The 16,591-nt window shown below is 59.0% G+C and carries 15 protein-coding genes; 11 read left to right on the plus strand and 4 right to left on the minus strand.

The window, feature by feature from the left end; genetic code table 11:
* The first annotated feature begins 134 nt into the window (after positions 1–134).
* On the plus strand, positions 135–1,181 hold the full coding sequence (gene pyrC, locus AC6CIA_RS18000; RefSeq protein WP_498313874.1) for a dihydroorotase: 1,047 nt from the start codon (positions 135–137) through the stop codon (positions 1,179–1,181).
* Positions 1,178–1,849 carry a ribonuclease T gene (gene rnt / locus AC6CIA_RS18005; RefSeq protein ID WP_498313875.1) on the plus strand — a complete coding sequence of 224 codons (672 nt, stop codon included), beginning with the start codon at positions 1,178–1,180 and terminating at the stop codon, positions 1,847–1,849. Before pyrC ends, rnt begins: the two co-directional genes overlap by 4 nt.
* 64 nt (positions 1,850–1,913) lie before the next feature.
* Here rnt and AC6CIA_RS18010 read toward each other — a convergent pair whose 3' ends face one another.
* The gene (locus tag AC6CIA_RS18010; RefSeq protein WP_003172097.1) at positions 1,914–2,516 is read right to left on the minus strand and encodes a peroxiredoxin; all 603 of its coding nucleotides are present in this window, start codon (positions 2,514–2,516) and stop codon (positions 1,914–1,916) included.
* A gap of 241 nt (positions 2,517–2,757) precedes the next feature.
* On the opposite strand from AC6CIA_RS18010, the gene AC6CIA_RS18015 reads away from it, so the two are divergent.
* A complete protein-coding gene (locus AC6CIA_RS18015; protein ID WP_003208706.1) occupies positions 2,758–2,976 on the plus strand; it encodes a bacterioferritin-associated ferredoxin in 219 nt (72 codons plus the stop codon).
* Between the two features lie 201 nt (positions 2,977–3,177).
* On the plus strand, positions 3,178–3,648 hold the full coding sequence (gene bfr, locus AC6CIA_RS18020) for a bacterioferritin (protein WP_339532094.1): 471 nt from the start codon (positions 3,178–3,180) through the stop codon (positions 3,646–3,648).
* Positions 3,649–3,822: 174 nt separating this feature from the next.
* Here bfr and grxD read toward each other — a convergent pair whose 3' ends face one another.
* Complete coding sequence (grxD, locus tag AC6CIA_RS18025) at positions 3,823–4,161, minus strand: Grx4 family monothiol glutaredoxin (RefSeq protein ID WP_339532093.1); 339 nt, start codon at positions 4,159–4,161, stop codon at positions 3,823–3,825.
* Between the two features lie 102 nt (positions 4,162–4,263).
* On the minus strand, positions 4,264–6,372 hold the full coding sequence (locus AC6CIA_RS18030) for a molybdopterin oxidoreductase family protein (RefSeq protein ID WP_498313877.1): 2,109 nt from the start codon (positions 6,370–6,372) through the stop codon (positions 4,264–4,266).
* 467 nt (positions 6,373–6,839) lie between these two features.
* Between AC6CIA_RS18030 and argF the strand changes: the two genes are divergently transcribed.
* Both argF and AC6CIA_RS18040 read left to right on the plus strand, forming a co-directional pair.
* On the plus strand, positions 6,840–7,760 hold the full coding sequence (gene argF, locus AC6CIA_RS18035) for an ornithine carbamoyltransferase (protein ID WP_498313879.1): 921 nt from the start codon (positions 6,840–6,842) through the stop codon (positions 7,758–7,760).
* Positions 7,757–8,863, plus strand: coding sequence for an ABC transporter ATP-binding protein (locus AC6CIA_RS18040; RefSeq protein WP_498313881.1), 1,107 nt, complete (start codon positions 7,757–7,759; stop codon positions 8,861–8,863). The genes argF and AC6CIA_RS18040 overlap by 4 nt, the downstream gene beginning before the upstream one ends.
* Positions 8,864–8,914: 51 nt before the next feature.
* On the opposite strand, the gene ybaK is transcribed toward AC6CIA_RS18040, so the two are convergent.
* The gene (ybaK, locus tag AC6CIA_RS18045) at positions 8,915–9,385 is read right to left on the minus strand and encodes a Cys-tRNA(Pro) deacylase (protein WP_339532089.1); all 471 of its coding nucleotides are present in this window, start codon (positions 9,383–9,385) and stop codon (positions 8,915–8,917) included.
* Between the two features lie 371 nt (positions 9,386–9,756).
* Between ybaK and AC6CIA_RS18050 the strand changes: the two genes are divergently transcribed.
* The 5 genes from AC6CIA_RS18050 (at position 9,757) to AC6CIA_RS18070 (ending at position 16,402) form a co-directional block, all read left to right on the plus strand.
* Positions 9,757–10,611, plus strand: a complete 855-nt coding sequence (locus AC6CIA_RS18050; RefSeq protein ID WP_498313883.1) for an MIP/aquaporin family protein — start codon at positions 9,757–9,759, stop codon at positions 10,609–10,611.
* Between the two features lie 78 nt (positions 10,612–10,689).
* Positions 10,690–12,195 (plus strand): glycerol kinase GlpK, encoded by a 1,506-nt coding sequence (glpK, locus tag AC6CIA_RS18055; protein WP_498313885.1) that lies wholly within the window; start codon positions 10,690–10,692, stop codon positions 12,193–12,195.
* Between the two features lie 96 nt (positions 12,196–12,291).
* Positions 12,292–13,047 carry a DeoR/GlpR family transcriptional regulator gene (locus tag AC6CIA_RS18060; RefSeq protein WP_498313887.1) on the plus strand — a complete coding sequence of 252 codons (756 nt, stop codon included), beginning with the start codon at positions 12,292–12,294 and terminating at the stop codon, positions 13,045–13,047.
* Between the two features lie 308 nt (positions 13,048–13,355).
* A complete protein-coding gene (gene glpD, locus AC6CIA_RS18065) occupies positions 13,356–14,894 on the plus strand; it encodes a glycerol-3-phosphate dehydrogenase (RefSeq protein WP_498313889.1) in 1,539 nt (512 codons plus the stop codon).
* 593 nt (positions 14,895–15,487) lie between these two features.
* The gene (locus tag AC6CIA_RS18070) at positions 15,488–16,402 is read left to right on the plus strand and encodes a glutamate/aspartate ABC transporter substrate-binding protein (protein WP_498313890.1); all 915 of its coding nucleotides are present in this window, start codon (positions 15,488–15,490) and stop codon (positions 16,400–16,402) included.
* Positions 16,403–16,591 lie beyond the last annotated feature (189 nt).

Genomic DNA, 16,591 nt, shown 5'->3' on the forward strand with positions numbered 1-16,591 from the left:
AACACATCAAGGCGTCATACGTCGTTAAGGCATACCCAGGGATATCGGTAGCATTCAGCAAAACTTGATAGCGGGTGCCTGCGAGTGTCTTTTCCGGTAGCATTCCCACCAGATTGACCCGCCTGGAATCCCCAATGTCCGACCGCCTGACCCTGCTGCGTCCCGACGACTGGCATATTCATCTTCGCGATGGTGCTGCGTTGCCCCACACCGTGGCCGATGTAGCGCGCACGTTTGGCCGTGCCATCATTATGCCTAACCTGGTACCTCCGGTACGCAATGCCGCCGAAGCCGACGCCTATCGCCAGCGCATCCTGGCTGCGCGCCCCGCCGGCAGCCGCTTTGAACCGTTGATGGTGCTGTACCTGACCGACCGTACCCAGCCCGAAGAAATTCGCCAGGCCCGCGCCAGCGGTTTTGTGCACGCCGCCAAGCTGTACCCGGCCGGCGCGACCACCAACTCCGACTCCGGCGTGACCAGCATCGACAAGATCCTGCCGGCGATCGAAGCCATGGCCGAAGTCGGCATGCCACTGCTGATCCACGGTGAGGTGACCCGTGGCGATGTCGATGTATTCGATCGCGAAAAGATCTTCATCGACGAACACATGCGTCGCGTGGTCGAACTGTTCCCGAGCTTGAAAGTGGTGTTTGAACACATCACCACCGCCGACGCCGTGCAATTCGTCACCGAAGCCTCGGCCAACGTCGCCGCGACCATTACCGCGCACCACCTGCTGTACAACCGCAACCACATGCTGGTGGGCGGGATTCGACCGCACTTCTATTGCCTGCCGATCCTCAAGCGCAATACCCACCAGGTTGCACTGCTCGATGCCGCCACCAGCGGCAACGAAAAGTTCTTCCTCGGCACCGACTCGGCGCCCCACGCCCAGCACGCCAAGGAAGCCGCATGCGGCTGTGCCGGTTGCTACACCGCCTACGCGGCGATCGAGTTGTATGTCGAAGCGTTCGAGCAACGTAACGCGCTGGACAAGCTTGAAGGCTTCGCCAGCCTGAACGGCCCGCGTTTCTATGGCCTGCCGGCGAATACCGACCGCATCACCCTGGTCCGTGAAGACTGGACCGCCCCTGCCAGCCTGCCATTTGGCGAGCTGACCGTTATCCCGCTGCGCGCCGGTGAAACACTGCGCTGGCGCCTGCTGGAGGAACACGCGTGAGTGAAGATCATTTCGACGACGAACACGAAGGTCATGGCGGCGGTTCACGCCACCCGATGGCTGAACGCTTTCGTGGCTACCTGCCGGTGGTCATTGACGTAGAAACCGGCGGATTCAACTGCGCCACTGATGCGTTGCTGGAAATCGCCGCCACCACCATCGGCATGGATGAACAGGGTTTCGTGTATCCGGAACACACCCATTTCTTCCGCGTCGAACCCTTCGAGGGCGCCAACATCGAAGCGGCGGCCCTGGAGTTTACCGGGATCAAACTCGACCATCCGTTGCGCATGGCGGTCAGTGAAGAAGCGGCCCTCACCGATATCTTCCGCGGCGTGCGCAAGGCCTTGAAGGCCAACGGCTGCAAGCGCGCGATCCTGGTCGGTCACAACAGCAGCTTCGATCTCGGCTTCCTGAATGCCGCCGTGGCGCGCCTGGACATGAAACGCAACCCGTTTCACCCGTTCTCCAGCTTCGACACCGCGACCCTGGCCGGCCTCGCCTATGGCCAGACCGTATTGGCAAAAGCCTGCCAGGCTGCCGGTATCGACTTCGACGGACGCGAAGCCCACTCGGCGCGCTACGACACCGAGAAGACCGCCGACCTGTTCTGTGGCATCGTCAACCGCTGGAAACAGATGGGTGGCTGGGAAGACTTCAACGATTGAAGGCAAATCCCGCGCATAAAAAAACCGGCCTTCTCAGGCCGGTTTTTTTGTACCTCGACGCGGCTTACAGCTTGCCAGCGTTCTCGGTCAGGTAAGCCGCAACGCCTTCTGGCGAAGCGTTCATGCCTTTGTCGCCTTTTTTCCAGTTGGCAGGGCAGACTTCGCCGTGCTCTTCGTGGAATTGCAGGGCGTCAACCAGGCGGATCAGCTCTTCCATGTTACGGCCCAGCGGCAGGTCGTTGATGATCTGCGAGCGGACAACGCCCTTGTCGTCGATCAGGAACGCGCCACGGAAAGCCACGCCGCCTTCGGACTCTACGTCGTAGGCCTTGGCGATGTCGTGCTTCATGTCGGCAGCCATGGTGTATTTGACTTTGCCGATACCGCCATCATTGATGGCGGTGTTGCGCCAGGCGTTGTGGGTGAAGTGGGAGTCAATGGAAACAGCTACCACTTCAACGTTACGCGCCTTGAAATCGTCCATGCGGTGATCCAGGGCGATCAGCTCCGACGGGCAGACGAAAGTGAAGTCCAGCGGGTAGAAGAACACCAGGCCATATTTGCCTTTGATGGCTTCAGACAGTTTGAAGCTGTCTACGATTTCGCCATTGCCGAGGACGGCAGGTACGTCGAAATCCGGGGCTTGTTTGCCGACGAGTACGCTCATTGGATATCTCCTGATGTAGGGGTGACGATGAAGTAAAAGGACCGACCTCAAGTCTGCCGCGTATAAACGACAGGCCTGTGACGCGGTCACGCTTCGTGAAGACCGATCATCATACACTGAAAAAACCGTTCGTCAGTGCACAGGCGTCCAGGCGCAAAGGCTTGAGAAACTACTTTGACAATCATTCTCGTTAACATTAAGATCCATCGCACTTAAGCCTAAACCGCGACGGTTCTCCCTTATGTATGTCTGCCTCTGCACTGGCGTCACCGACGGACAAATCCGCGAAGCAATCTACGAAGGTTGCTGCAGCTACAAGGAAGTGCGTGAAACCACCGGCGTCGCCAGCCAATGCGGCAAATGCGCCTGCCTGGCCAAGCAAGTGGTACGGGAAACCCTGACGCAACTGCAAACGGCTCAGGCGGCGATCCCCTACTCGGCAGAATTTACACACGCTTAAATCAACGTATTTTAAACAACCGGACTTAGGGTCCGGTTTTTTTATGTCCGTAATTCAAACAGTTAGCGCCAAGACGCGGAACACAAACATTCTTATTCCGATTAATTTTCATTTATTATTCAACAACTTAGGTTTGACAGTAATCAGCGTGCAGCTCAAACTCCGCCTTATATACAGCGAATACAGGGCAGGACCCCAGTCATGAAAGGCGACATCTCAGTCATCCAGCAACTCAACAAAATCCTTGCCAATGAACTGGTCGCGATCAATCAGTATTTCCTGCATGCGCGCATGTATGAAGATTGGGGCCTGGAAAAGCTGGGCAAGCATGAATACAAGGAATCGATCCAGGCCATGAAGGATGCGGACAAGCTGATCAAGCGCATCCTGTTTCTCGAAGGCCTGCCGAACGTGCAGGACCTGGGCAAGCTGAACATCGGCGAGCACACCGAGGAAATGCTCAACTGCGACCTCAACTTCGAGCGCAAAAGCCTGGCCGACCTCAAGGCCGCCATCGCTCACTGTGAAAAGGCGAGTGACTTCGGCAGTCGTGAATTGCTGGAAGACATCCTCGAAGACCAGGAAGAGCATATCGACTGGCTGGAAACCCAAGTCGGCCTGATCGGCAAAGTGACACTGGAAAACTACCTGCAATCGCAGATGGGTGAATAACCCTTAGTTCGCGACCACTAAAAAGCCCCGCTCTCTTTCAGAGACGCGGGGCTTTTTATTGACCGGCTTTCTGTAGGAGCCGGCTTGCCCGCGAAAAACGCTAACGATAACGCCGCGCTCCTGGTGGAACGCGGCGCTTTCAAGTCCTTCGCGGGCAAGCCAGCGCCTGCAAGATCAGGCTTCGGTCTTCGCAGCAGCTTTGTCCGCAGCATCTTTGATCAGTGCTTGCAACGAACCATCAGCCGCCATCTCGGTGATGATGTCGCTACCGCCGACCAGTTCGCCGGCCACCCACAATTGCGGGAAGGTCGGCCAGTTGGCGTACTTCGGCAGGTTGGCGCGGATTTCCGGGTTTTGCAGGATATCCACGTAAGCGAATTTCTCGCCACACGCCATGATGGCCTGGGACGCCTTCGCGGAAAAGCCGCACTGAGGCGCGTTAGGTGCGCCCTTCATGTAAAGCAGAATAGTGTTGTTGGCAATCTGCTCTTTAATCGTTTCGATGATATCCATGGAACACCTCGGCTGGAACTTTCCGACTCATGGGCCGGCACGGTGGCGCATTGTAACGCAAAGCCCGGCACGACGCTCGGACTCCCCGACAGACTCTCTGCGTCACGCCGCCGCTACCTTGACCGGCACCCCATTGAGCGCCGCGTTCCCCGACAGTTCGTCCAACTGCCGCTCATCCGTCAGGTCATTGGCACTCGCCCCGGGCTGCGCGCTGGCAATGCTCATTTGCACCCCAGGGCGACCATGGCCCCAGCCATGGGGCAAGCTGACCACGCCAGGCATCATCTCCAGGCTGGCCAGCACTTCGACTTCAATCACGCCGATCCGCGAACTGACCCGCACACGCTGGCCGTCGCTCAACTGGCGGCTGGCAAGGTCATCGGGGTGCATCAGCAGTTGATGCCGGGGCTTGCCCTTCACCAGGCGATGATAGTTATGCATCCACGAGTTATTGCTGCGCACGTGACGGCGGCCAATCAACAGCAATTCGTCCACCCGCGCCAGCGGCTGGGCGGCAAAACGTGCCAAGTCCGCCAGGATGACCGCAGGCGCGGCCTGCACACGCGCATTCGCGGTTTTCAAGCGCCCCGCCAGATTGGCCTTGAGCGGGCCAAGGTCCAGCCCGTGGGGATAATCAGCCAAGGCCGCTACCGACAGCTTGTGACTGGATGCATCGCCATACGCCCCGGCTCGCAGGCCCAAGTCAATCATCTGCGCAGGCGGCAGTGTCGGCTTCAGCACCGCGCCGGTCTGCGCCGCAAACGCCCGCGCCAGCCCGACAAAGATCTCCCAGTCATGCAACGCACCTTCGGGCTTGGGCAGAATTGCCCGGTTGAAGCGCGTGACGTTACGCACTGCGAACATATTGAAGGTGGTGTCGTAGTGATCGTTTTCCAGGGCCGAGGTCGACGGCAGGATCAGATCGGCGTAGCGCGTGGTTTCGTTGATATAGAGATCGATACTGAGCATGAACTCCAGACCGTCCAGCGCCTGCTCCAGTTGCCGTCCATTGGGCGTAGACAACACGGGATTACCCGCCACCGTCACCAAGGCACGGATTTGTCCCTCACCTTCGGTGAGCATTTCCTCAGCCAGAGCCGATACCGGCAACTCTCCACTGTACTCGGGGCGCCCGGAAACCCGACTCTGCCAACGATTGAAATGCCCGCCGGAGGTCGCCGCCACCAGATCCACCGCTGGTTCCGTGCATAACGCACCACCGACTCGGTCGAGATTACCCGTCACCAGATTGATCAACTGCACCAACCAGTGACACAGCGTGCCGAACGCCTGGGTCGATACGCCCATCCGCCCGTAACACACCGCCTTGTCCGCCGCCGCGAAATCCCGCGCAAGCTGACGTATCTGCTCGGCCGGAACCGCGCATTGGCGACTCATGGCCTCCGCGGTGAACCCGGCGACGGCCTGTCGCACCTCGTCCAGTCCGTCCACTGGCAAGTGACTGGCGCGGGTCAGGTTCTCACTGAATAAGGTGTTGAGCAGTCCGAACAGCAATGCCGCATCGCCGCCAGGGCGCACGAACAAATGCTGATCGGCCATGGCCGCCGTTTCGCTGCGCCGTGGATCGACCACCACCACTTTGCCGCCTCGGGCCTGAATGGCTTTCAGGCGTTTCTCCACATCCGGCACGGTCATGATGCTGCCGTTGGAGGCCAACGGGTTACCGCCGAGGATCAGCATGAAATCAGTGCAATCAATATCCGGGATCGGCAACAACAGGCCGTGGCCGTACATCAAGTGGCTGGTGAGGTGATGGGGCAGTTGATCCACGGAGGTGGCGGAAAAGCGATTGCGCGTTTTCAACTGCCCGAGAAAGTAGTTGCTGTGAGTCATCAAGCCATAGTTGTGCACGCTGGGATTGCCCTGGTACACGGCCACCGCATTTTGGCCGTGACGCGCCTGGATACCCGCCAGCCGCTCGGCCGCCAGTGCAAAGGCCGCGTCCCAGGAGATCGGCTGCCACTCGCGGCCCACCCGCAACATGGGCTGGTGCAGCCGATCCGGATCGTTCTGGATATCCTGCAGGGCTACCGCCTTGGGGCAGATATGACCACGGCTGAACGTGTCGAGGGGATCGCCCTTGATCGACGTAATCGTCATTGCGCCCTCGTCCGAGGTCGTGGTTTCCAGGGTCAGGCCGCAGATGGCTTCGCACAGATGGCAGGCACGGTGATGGAGAGTCTTGGTCATGGCCAGTCTCTTTTATGGGATACAGCGTCATCGGAATAAGCACGTGCATAAAACTATGGCCTGCCACCGCACACGGCGCCAGCAATGTTCGTCGCATGAATCGGCAGGCATCAGGAGGAGCCATGGGCAAACATTAGAAAATGTTTCAGCACTCCCCGCAGCCCCCCAAAACACCTGCCGAAACCGACACAGACCGGCCTGCATCCGCCCTCGCGCATTGCAAAGGGACTCGACGCCAGTGTACAAATGACCCGCTGCAGTCAGGAAACAGGCTTCAAAAGTGCTTTTCCCGCCCCTTTGAACACCCCAAAAAAACCGTAGCCTATTGGTAAGACGCGACATTTAATGTCAATATCGCGCCTTCCCCTATTTCGTCGCCCCGTGCGGCTTTCGCCGCAGGTCTCGCCCGTTGTCACAATAAACAAGGCTTTGAGTATCTGCGGCCTGTTGCAAAAAGGTAGTTAATGATGAGCGCAAGGCACTTTCTCTCCCTGATGGATTGCACGCCCGAAGAGCTGGTCAGCGTGATCCGTCGAGGCATTGAGCTTAAAGACCTGCGTAATCGCGGCGTACTGTTCGAGCCTCTGAAAAACCGCGTGCTCGGAATGATTTTCGAGAAATCGTCGACCCGCACCCGCTTGTCTTTCGAAGCCGGCATGATCCAGCTCGGTGGCCAGGCCATCTTTCTCTCGCCCCGGGATACCCAACTGGGCCGTGGCGAACCGATCAGCGATTGCGCCATTGTCATGTCGCGCATGCTCGATGCGGTGATGATCCGCACCTTCGCCCATAGCACCCTCACCGAATTCGCCGCCAACTCCCGCGTACCGGTAATCAACGGCCTGTCCGATGACTTGCATCCCTGCCAGTTGCTCGCCGATATGCAGACATTCCTCGAACATCGCGGCTCGATCCAAGGCAAGACCGTGGCCTGGATCGGCGATGGCAACAACATGTGCAACAGCTATATAGAAGCGTCGATCCAGTTCGACTTCCACCTGCGCATTGCCTGCCCCGAGGGCTACGAGCCCAGCGCCGAATTCCTCGCCAAAGCCGGCGGTCGCGTGCAGCTGTTCCGCGCCCCCCGGGACGCCGTGGTCGGTGCCCACCTGGTGAGTACCGACGTCTGGACCTCCATGGGCCAGGAAGACGAAAGCGCCAAGCGCCTGGCCACGTTCGCACCGTTCCAGGTCACCCGCGCCTTGCTCGATCTGGCCGCGCCGGACGTGCTGTTCATGCATTGCCTGCCCGCGCATCGCGGCGAAGAAATCAGCCTCGACCTGCTGGACGATCAACGCTCGGTGGCCTGGGATCAGGCGGAAAACCGTCTGCACGCGCAAAAAGCGCTGTTGGAATTCCTGGTCCCGCCGGCGTACCACCACGCATGAGTCAGCCACTTCTGCTGAATCTGCGCAACCTGGCCTGCGGTTATCAGGATCAACGGGTGGTGCAGAACCTCAATCTGCACCTCAATGCCGGCGACATCGGCTGCCTGCTGGGCTCCTCGGGATGTGGCAAGACCACCACGCTGCGGGCGATTGCCGGGTTTGAGCCGATACACGAAGGGGAAATCACCCTCGCCGGTGAAACCCTCTCCAGCGCAGGTTTTACCCTGGCTCCCGAGAAACGCCGGATTGGCATGGTGTTCCAGGACTACGCACTGTTCCCGCACCTCAGCGTGGCCGAAAACATTGCCTTCGGCATTCGCAAGCATCCGCAAAAAGAGCATGTCGTGGGTGAATTGCTGGAACTGGTCAATCTGAAAAGCCTGGGCAAGCGCTTCCCCCATGAGCTATCCGGCGGCCAGCAACAACGGGTGGCCTTGGCCCGTGCGTTGGCACCCGAACCACAATTGCTATTGTTGGACGAGCCCTTCTCGAACCTCGACGGCGAACTGCGGCGCAAGCTGAGTCATGAGGTGCGCGACATTCTCAAGGCGCGAGGCACCAGTGCGATTCTGGTGACTCACGACCAGGAAGAAGCCTTCGCGGTAAGTGACCATGTCGGCGTCTTCAAGGAGGGTCGCCTGGAACAATGGGATACGCCCTACAACCTCTACCACGAACCGCTGACACCTTACGTCGCCAGTTTTATTGGCCAGGGTTACTTCATCCGTGGCCAGTTGAATACCCCGGAGTCGGTCAGTACCGAGCTGGGTGAACTGCGCGGCAACCGCGCCTATACCTGGCCGATCGGCGGTGCGGTAGATGTGTTGCTGCGTCCGGATGATATTGTCTATGCCCCGGACAGCCCCTTGAAAGCCCGGATCGTCGGCAAGACGTTCCTGGGCGCTTCGACCTTGTACCGTTTGTTGTTGCCCACCGGCGCTCAGTTGGAATCCATCTTCCCCAGCCATGCCGATCATCAGATCGATAGCGAGGTTGGCATTCGCGTGGCGGCAGAACATCTGGTGCTGTTCCAGGCCTCGGGAAGTACGGCGGCACACCTTCCGCAGGTTGACTCAGGCGTGCGGCGCTACAGCACGCACTGACCTACCTGCCCTCTGTAGGAGCCAGGTTTCTGCCTGCTCCTACCGGTTCTTTCACGCCCGCCCAATCGGCGCAAAGCTGGCTTGGGTATGCTCGGCCAATACTGACGCCGCCAACTCCACTTCCAGCCCTCTTCTCCCCGCGCTGACAAAAATTGTCGCAAAAGGCTGCGCCGTGACATCGATAAAGGTGCGCAGACGCTTTTTCTGTCCCAGCGGGCTGATCCCACCCAGCAAATAACCGGTAGCCCGTTGCGCCGCTGCCGGGTCGGCCATCTCGACTTTCTTGACCTCGGCGGCGTGCGCCAGCGCCTTCAAGTCCAGACTTCCGACGACCGGTACCACAGCCACCAATAACTCGCCCTTCTCGCTGCTGGCCAGCAAGGTCTTGAACACCTGCGCTGGATCAAGACTCAACTTTTCCGCGGCCTCCAGGCCATAGGACGGTGCTTTTGGGTCATGTTCATAACTGTGAATGCGATGTTCGGCGCGAACTTTTTTCAACAGGTCCAATGCGGGCGTCATGAAGGCTCCAGGCTTGGGATACATGTGGAAATACCAAACCACGATTCTAGGCCAAGCCGCAGCAAAACGCTCTATTACAGGCGCCTGCGCGGCAAATACGCGCAGCCGCTTATCACGTGCCAGCCAAGGTTCCGTACGGATCCGCCGCGATCATTCACGAGACCAATAGTTGTAAAATGACCAACAGTTCACTTTCGACCTTTGACAGCGGTGTTTCTTGTCTATATTTTTTCGTTTCCGAATACCGTAAGCATTATCCTTCGGTGTCCGAGCAGTAAGCCGCAAACAGGATGGGGATCCTGGAGCGGTGAAAATCGCGCATTTGCCCCTTTCGGCAAAGCGCCAAACAAAAAAAAGAACTGAGGTTTTCAATGACAACTGCTTTTCAACAGCCGTCGCTTTCAAGCCAATGCATGGCCGAGTTCCTCGGCACAGCGTTGCTGATTTTCTTCGGCACCGGCTGTGTTGCCGCGCTCAAGGTCGCGGGTGCCAGCTTCGGTCTGTGGGAAATCAGCATTATCTGGGGGATCGGCGTCAGCATGGCGATCTACCTGAGCGCCGGCATTTCCGGTGCTCACCTCAACCCGGCGGTCAGCATCGCCTTGTGCATTTTTGCCGATTTCGACAAGCGCAAATTGCCGTTCTACATCATTGCCCAGATCGCTGGCGCATTCTGCTCGGCCGCATTGGTGTACACGCTGTACAGCAATCTGTTTTTCGATTACGAACAAACCCACCATATGATCCGTGGTTCAGAGGCCAGCCTGGAACTGGCGTCGGTGTTTTCCACCTATCCTCATGCATTGCTGAACACCGCCCAGGCATTCCTGGTCGAGATGGTCATCACGGCAATCCTGATGGGGGTCATCATGGCCCTGACCGACGACAACAACGGCCTGCCCCGTGGCCCGTTGGCGCCACTGCTGATCGGCCTGTTGATTGCCGTGATCGGCAGCGCCATGGGGCCGCTGACCGGCTTTGCGATGAACCCGGCCCGCGATTTCGGCCCCAAGCTGATGACCTTTTTTGCCGGTTGGGGTGAAATGGCGTTCACCGGCGGGCGTGACATTCCTTATTTCCTGATTCCGATCTTTGCACCGATTGTCGGTGCCTGCCTCGGCGCCGCAGCGTACCGCGGGCTGATTGCCCGTCACCTGCCCAACGCCGCACCTGCTACAACTGATGCAATTGAACCTGTCGCCAGCGGCAACAGCCGAATTTCTTGAACGCGCCAGCCTGGGTCCTGCGGTTTTTTACCTCCCAGGCTACGTACCCACTCCTTCTTTCCGTCCAAGGCAATCGACATGACCGACACACAGAATAAGAACTACATCATTGCCCTCGATCAGGGCACGACCAGTTCCCGAGCGATCATCTTCGATCGCGACGCCAACGTGGTCTGTACAGCCCAGCGCGAATTCGTCCAGCATTACCCGCAAGCCGGCTGGGTCGAACACGACCCGATGGAAATCTTCGCGACCCAGAGCGCCGTGATGGTCGAGGCCCTGGCACAAGCCGGCCTGCACCATGACCAGGTCGCCGCCATCGGCATCACCAACCAGCGTGAAACCACGGTGGTCTGGGACAAAGTCAGCGGCCGCCCAATCTACAACGCGATTGTCTGGCAGTGCCGACGCAGCACCGAAATCTGCCAGCAGCTCAAGCGCGACGGTCATGAGCAATACATCAGTGAAACCACCGGCCTGGTGACCGACCCGTACTTCTCGGGGACCAAGCTCAAGTGGATCCTCGATAACGTCGAAGGCAGTCGCGAACGTGCACGCAACGGCGAACTGCTGTTCGGCACCGTAGACAGCTGGCTGATCTGGAAATTTACCGGCGGCAAGACCCACGTTACCGACTACACCAACGCCTCGCGCACCATGCTCTTCAACATCCACACCCTGGAGTGGGACGCGAAAATGCTGGATATCCTGGATATCCCGCGGGAAATGCTCCCGGAAGTGAAGTCGTCCTCGGAAATCTACGGTCGCACCAAAAGCGGCATCGCCATCGGCGGCATTGCCGGTGACCAGCAGGCAGCGCTGTTCGGCCAGATGTGCGTGGAGCCGGGCCAGGCGAAAAACACCTACGGCACGGGCTGCTTCCTGCTGATGAACACCGGGGACAAGGCGGTCAAATCCCGGCACGGTATGCTCACCACCATCGCCTGCGGCCCCCGTGGTGAAGTGGCCTACGCCCTGGAAGGCGCAGTCTTCAACGGCGGCTCCACCGTGCAATGGCTGCGCGATGAACTGAAGATCATCAATGACGCCCACGACACCGAGTACTTTGCCAGCAAGGTCAAGGACAGCAACGGCGTGTACCTGGTGCCAGCCTTCACCGGCCTCGGCGCCCCGTACTGGGACCCGTACGCCCGTGGCGCACTGTTTGGCCTGACCCGCGGCGTACGCGTGGATCACATCATTCGTGCAGCGCTCGAGTCGATTGCCTACCAGACGCGCGACGTACTCGACGCCATGCAGCAGGATTCCGGCGAACGCCTGAAATCCCTGCGGGTGGATGGCGGCGCCGTGGCCAACAACTTCCTGATGCAGTTCCAGGCCGACATCCTCGGCACCCAGGTGGAGCGCCCGCAAATGCGCGAAACCACGGCGTTGGGTGCGGCGTATCTGGCAGGCCTGGCGTGCGGCTTCTGGAGCAGCCTGGACGAGTTGCGCGGCAAGGCGGTGATCGAGCGCGAGTTCGAACCGCAACTGGACGAACCGGCCAAGGAAAAGCTCTACGCCGGCTGGAAAAAAGCGGTCAGCCGCACCCGCGACTGGGAACCCCACGAAGGCGCGGAATAAGCCCCGCGCAGGATCCACATCGGGTTGTAACTGGCAGGGAGCAGATTCCTGCGTCATCATGGGCCACTTTTTGTACGGCAGCCCAAAGGACGCCCCATGAACCTGCCTCCCCGTCAGCAACAAATCCTCGAACTGGTCCGCGAACGCGGCTATGTCAGCATCGAGGAAATGGCGCAGTTGTTCGTTGTGACCCCGCAAACCATCCGCCGTGATATCAATCAACTGGCGGAAGCCAACCTGCTGCGCCGCTACCACGGCGGCGCCGCGTATGACTCCAGCGTCGAAAACACTGAGTACGCCATGCGTGCCGACCAGATGCGCGACGAAAAACAGCGCATCGGGGAAGCCATTGCCGCACAGATCCCTGATCATGCCTCGCTGTTCATCAATATCGGCACCACCACCGAATCGATCGCACGCGCCCTGCTCAATCACAGCCACCTGAAGATCATCACCAACAACCTCAACGTCGCGATGATGCTCAGCGCCAAGGACGACTTCGACGTGCTGCTGACCGGCGGCAACGTGCGCCGCGACGGCGGCGTGGTAGGCCAGGCGAGCGTGGACTTCATCAACCAGTTCAAGGTCGACTTTGCCTTGGTGGGCATCAGCGGGATTGACGAGGACGGCAGCCTGCTCGACTTCGATTACCAGGAAGTGCGGGTTTCCCAAGCGATCATTGCCAATGCGCGCAAGGTCATTCTGGCGGCAGACTCAAGCAAATTCGGGCGCAACGCCATGATTCGCCTGGGACCGATCAGTTTGATCGATTGTTTGGTCACCGACCAGCAGCCGGTCCCGGCGCTGGTGCAATTGCTCAGTCAGCACAAAATCCGCCTGGAAGTCGTGTAACCCTGTGGCGAGCGGGCTTGCCCCGCGCTGGGCTGCGTAGCAGCCCCATCACAGACCACCGAGATTCTCCAGTCAGGCCGGGACACTAGGTTTTAGGGCGGCTTCGCCACCCAACGCGGGGCAAGCCCGCTCGCCACCTAGATAGATCTATCCGCCCGAAGATGTTCACAAATTTTCCTTTCTCGCCCCTTCGATCAGTATTTTCAATCGAAGTCGACTGGCTGTACCCGCGTTTATGCGCTACCATTTTCGCAAATGAACATTAATGTTCGATTTCCAATACGAAAAGAAAATCGCGAGGCCAGCCGATGCCCCTTTCTACCTTGCCTGCTCCACCCCTTGCCGAAGTCTATGACGTCGCCGTTATCGGTGGCGGGATCAATGGCGTGGGCATCGCAGCAGATGCGGCCGGACGCGGTCTGTCGGTATTTCTTTGCGAAAAAGACGACCTGGCCAGCCATACCTCGTCCGCCAGCAGCAAACTGATTCATGGTGGCCTGCGCTACCTTGAACATTACGAATTCCGCCTGGTGCGCGAAGCCCTGGCAGAACGCGAAGTGCTGTTGGCCAAGGCGCCGCACATCGTCAAGCAGATGCGCTTTGTCCTGCCTCACCGTCCACACCTGCGTCCAGCCTGGATGATTCGCGCCGGATTGTTCCTCTATGACCACCTCGGCAAGCGGGAGAAGCTGCAGGGCTCCAAAAGCCTCAAGTTCGGTCCGGACAGCCCGTTGAAAAGCGAAATCACCAAAGGCTTCGAATACTCCGATTGCTGGGTCGATGACGCACGCCTGGTCGTGCTCAACGCCATGGCCGCACGGGAAAACGGTGCTCACGTTCACACCCAGACCCGTTGCGTCAGCGCCCGACGCAGCAAAGGCCTGTGGCATATGCACCTGGAACGTGCCGATGGCAGCCTGTTCTCGATCCGCGCCAAGGCGCTGGTGAACGCCGCCGGACCGTGGGTCGCCAAATTCATCAAGGACGACCTGAAGCTGGAGTCGCCCTACGGCATCCGCCTGATCCAGGGCAGCCATCTGATCGTGCCGAAACTGTATGAAGGCGCCCACGCGCATATCCTGCAGAACGAAGACCAACGCATCGTCTTCACCATTCCGTACCTGAATCACCTGACCATCATCGGCACCACCGACCGCGAATACACTGGCGATCCGGCGAACGTCGCGATTACCGAAGGTGAAACCGACTACATGCTCAATGTGGTCAATGCTCACTTCAAGAAACAGTTGAGCCGCGACGATATCGTCCACACTTATTCCGGTGTGCGCCCACTGTGCAACGACGAGTCCGACAACCCGTCAGCCGTGACCCGCGACTACACCCTCGCCCTGTCCGGTGCGGCGAATGAAGCGCCATTGCTCTCGGTATTCGGCGGCAAGCTGACCACGTATCGTAAACTCGCGGAATCGGCGCTGGCGCAACTCGCGCCGTACTTCAAGGACATCAAGCCAAGCTGGACCGCCAACGCGACCCTGCCCGGCGGCGAGGACATGAGCACGCCGGAAGCGTTGGCCCAGGCCATTCGCAACACGTTCGACTGGATCCCCAGCGAAATTGCCCGGCGCTGGTCCACCACCTACGGCAGCCGCACCTGGCGCCTGCTTGAAGGCGTGCAATCGCTGGCCGACTTGGGTGACCATTTGGGTGGCGGCCTGTACACCCGCGAAGTCGACTACCTGTGCACCGAAGAATGGGCCCTGCACCCGCAAGATATTCTCTGGCGTCGCAGCAAGCTGGGCCTGTTCACCACGCCCGCCGAACAGGACAACCTGCAACGCTACCTGACCCAACTGGAGCAGGCCCGCAGCAAGATAGAAGCGGCCTGATCGACCCAAGCCCCTGCCCCACAGGCATCTACACAACTTTGCTTCAACGCTTAAATCCAAGCAGATAGGGCTGTTGTGGCGAGCGGGCTTGGCGGAACGCCGCATCGCCCGCGTTGGGCTGCGAAGCAGCCCAGTAACCCAAGTGCGGTGTATCAGATACTCCTTAGCCGCTGGTTTTGGGGCTGCTTCGCAGCCCAACGCGGGCGATGCGGCGTTCCGACAAGCCCGCTCGCCACAGGGAAAGTCGTCAGCTTCTGAAAATTGTGTAAATACCTATGCCCTGCACCGAAAGGTCCAGGGGCTTTTTTTCGAATGCCGCGCCGCCGCTTCGAAGCCCGCATACAGAACAGTCGGTTTTCCGAACGTTGCGCAGCAGACGATTCGGTTTGCCGGATCCCGCCCTCACAAAAAACCCGTCACATAAACTTAATACTCTTATAAATCATATAGTTAGTCTTTTGTTTCTGGTTTGGCACGACTCATGCTCTACACTTTGTAGCGATTGCCTGGGACGCTTTGAGCGGTTTCACAGAGATCGCGGTATCAAGGGCCGTCCAGGCTTCATAAAAAAAACAAATGTCGAGGAAGTATTGATGCGCATCGTTCCCCATATTTTGGGCGCAGCTATCGCTGCAGCTCTGATTAGCACTCCAGTTTTCGCTGCCGAACTCACCGGCACACTGAAGAAAATCAAAGAGTCCGGCACCATCACCCTGGGCCACCGCGACGGTTCGATCCCGTTCTCCTACATCGCGGATGCTTCCGGCAAGCCAGTGGGTTACTCCCACGACATCCAAATGCAAGTGGTCGAGGCCCTCAAGAAGGACCTGGACATGCCAGACCTGAAGGTCCGGTACAACCTGGTGACTTCGCAGACCCGTATCCCGCTGGTGCAGAACGGCACCGTGGATCTGGAGTGCGGCTCCACCACCAACAACGCCGAGCGCGGGCAACAGGTCGACTTCTCGGTCGGCATCTTTGAAGTCGGCACACGTCTGCTGGCCAAAAAGGACTCGCCCTACAAGGATTTCGCGGACCTGAAAGGCAAGAACGTGGTGACCACCGCTGGCACCACGTCCGAGCGCATCCTCAAGTCGATGAACGCCGACAAGCAAATGGGCATGAACATCATCTCCGCCAAGGACCACGGCGAGTCCTACAACATGCTCGAGAGCGGTCGCGCCGTGGCGTTCATGATGGACGACGCACTGCTCGCCGGTGAAATGGCCAAGGCCAAGAAGCCAGGCGACTGGGCCGTGACCGGTACGCCGCAATCCTTCGAGATCTACGGTTGCATGGTGCGCAAAGGCGACGCGCCGTTCAAGAAGGCCGTGGATGACGCCATCGTCGCCACCTACAAGTCCGGCGAAATCACCAAGATCTACGACAAGTGGTTCACCCAGCCAATTCCACCAAAAGGCCTGAACCTGCAGTTCCCGATGAGCGAAGAGCTCAAGGCGCTGATCGCCAATCCGACCGACAAGCCGGCCGAAGATAAAAAATCCTGATTCCTGACTAACCTTATCGCTTGAGGGAGCCAACCTCCCTCAAGCGTCTGTTACTACCTGCTGGCTTTATCTGGAACACTCGACCGGGCGGTTTTCGAGCCGATCGCGTGTGCCTGGCGATCAACGTCAGGCGGGAATGGACTTTCCCCAAGCGGGTGCTTGTACATCGATCGATTTCGGGGGAGACCC

The organism is Pseudomonas sp. GQ91 (assembly GCF_059758795.1).

Excerpts from the sequence above, each read along its gene's own strand:
- AC6CIA_RS18050 (WP_498313883.1), top strand. The coding sequence starts at position 9,757 with ATGACAACTGCTTTTCAACAGCCGTCGCTTTCAAGCCAATGCATGGCC.
- argF (WP_498313879.1), top strand. The coding sequence starts at position 6,840 with ATGAGCGCAAGGCACTTTCTCTCCCTGATGGATTGCACGCCCGAAGAG.
- AC6CIA_RS18070 (WP_498313890.1), top strand. The coding sequence starts at position 15,488 with ATGCGCATCGTTCCCCATATTTTGGGCGCAGCTATCGCTGCAGCTCTG.
- AC6CIA_RS18030 (WP_498313877.1), bottom strand. The coding sequence starts at position 6,372 with ATGACCAAGACTCTCCATCACCGTGCCTGCCATCTGTGCGAAGCCATC.
- grxD (WP_339532093.1), bottom strand. The coding sequence starts at position 4,161 with ATGGATATCATCGAAACGATTAAAGAGCAGATTGCCAACAACACTATT.
- AC6CIA_RS18060 (WP_498313887.1), top strand. The coding sequence starts at position 12,292 with ATGAACCTGCCTCCCCGTCAGCAACAAATCCTCGAACTGGTCCGCGAA.
- glpD (WP_498313889.1), top strand. The coding sequence starts at position 13,356 with ATGCCCCTTTCTACCTTGCCTGCTCCACCCCTTGCCGAAGTCTATGAC.
- AC6CIA_RS18010 (WP_003172097.1), bottom strand. The coding sequence starts at position 2,516 with ATGAGCGTACTCGTCGGCAAACAAGCCCCGGATTTCGACGTACCTGCC.
- glpK (WP_498313885.1), top strand. The coding sequence starts at position 10,690 with ATGACCGACACACAGAATAAGAACTACATCATTGCCCTCGATCAGGGC.
- ybaK (WP_339532089.1), bottom strand. The coding sequence starts at position 9,385 with ATGACGCCCGCATTGGACCTGTTGAAAAAAGTTCGCGCCGAACATCGC.
- pyrC (WP_498313874.1), top strand. The coding sequence starts at position 135 with ATGTCCGACCGCCTGACCCTGCTGCGTCCCGACGACTGGCATATTCAT.
- AC6CIA_RS18015 (WP_003208706.1), top strand. The coding sequence starts at position 2,758 with ATGTATGTCTGCCTCTGCACTGGCGTCACCGACGGACAAATCCGCGAA.
- AC6CIA_RS18040 (WP_498313881.1), top strand. The coding sequence starts at position 7,757 with ATGAGTCAGCCACTTCTGCTGAATCTGCGCAACCTGGCCTGCGGTTAT.
- bfr (WP_339532094.1), top strand. The coding sequence starts at position 3,178 with ATGAAAGGCGACATCTCAGTCATCCAGCAACTCAACAAAATCCTTGCC.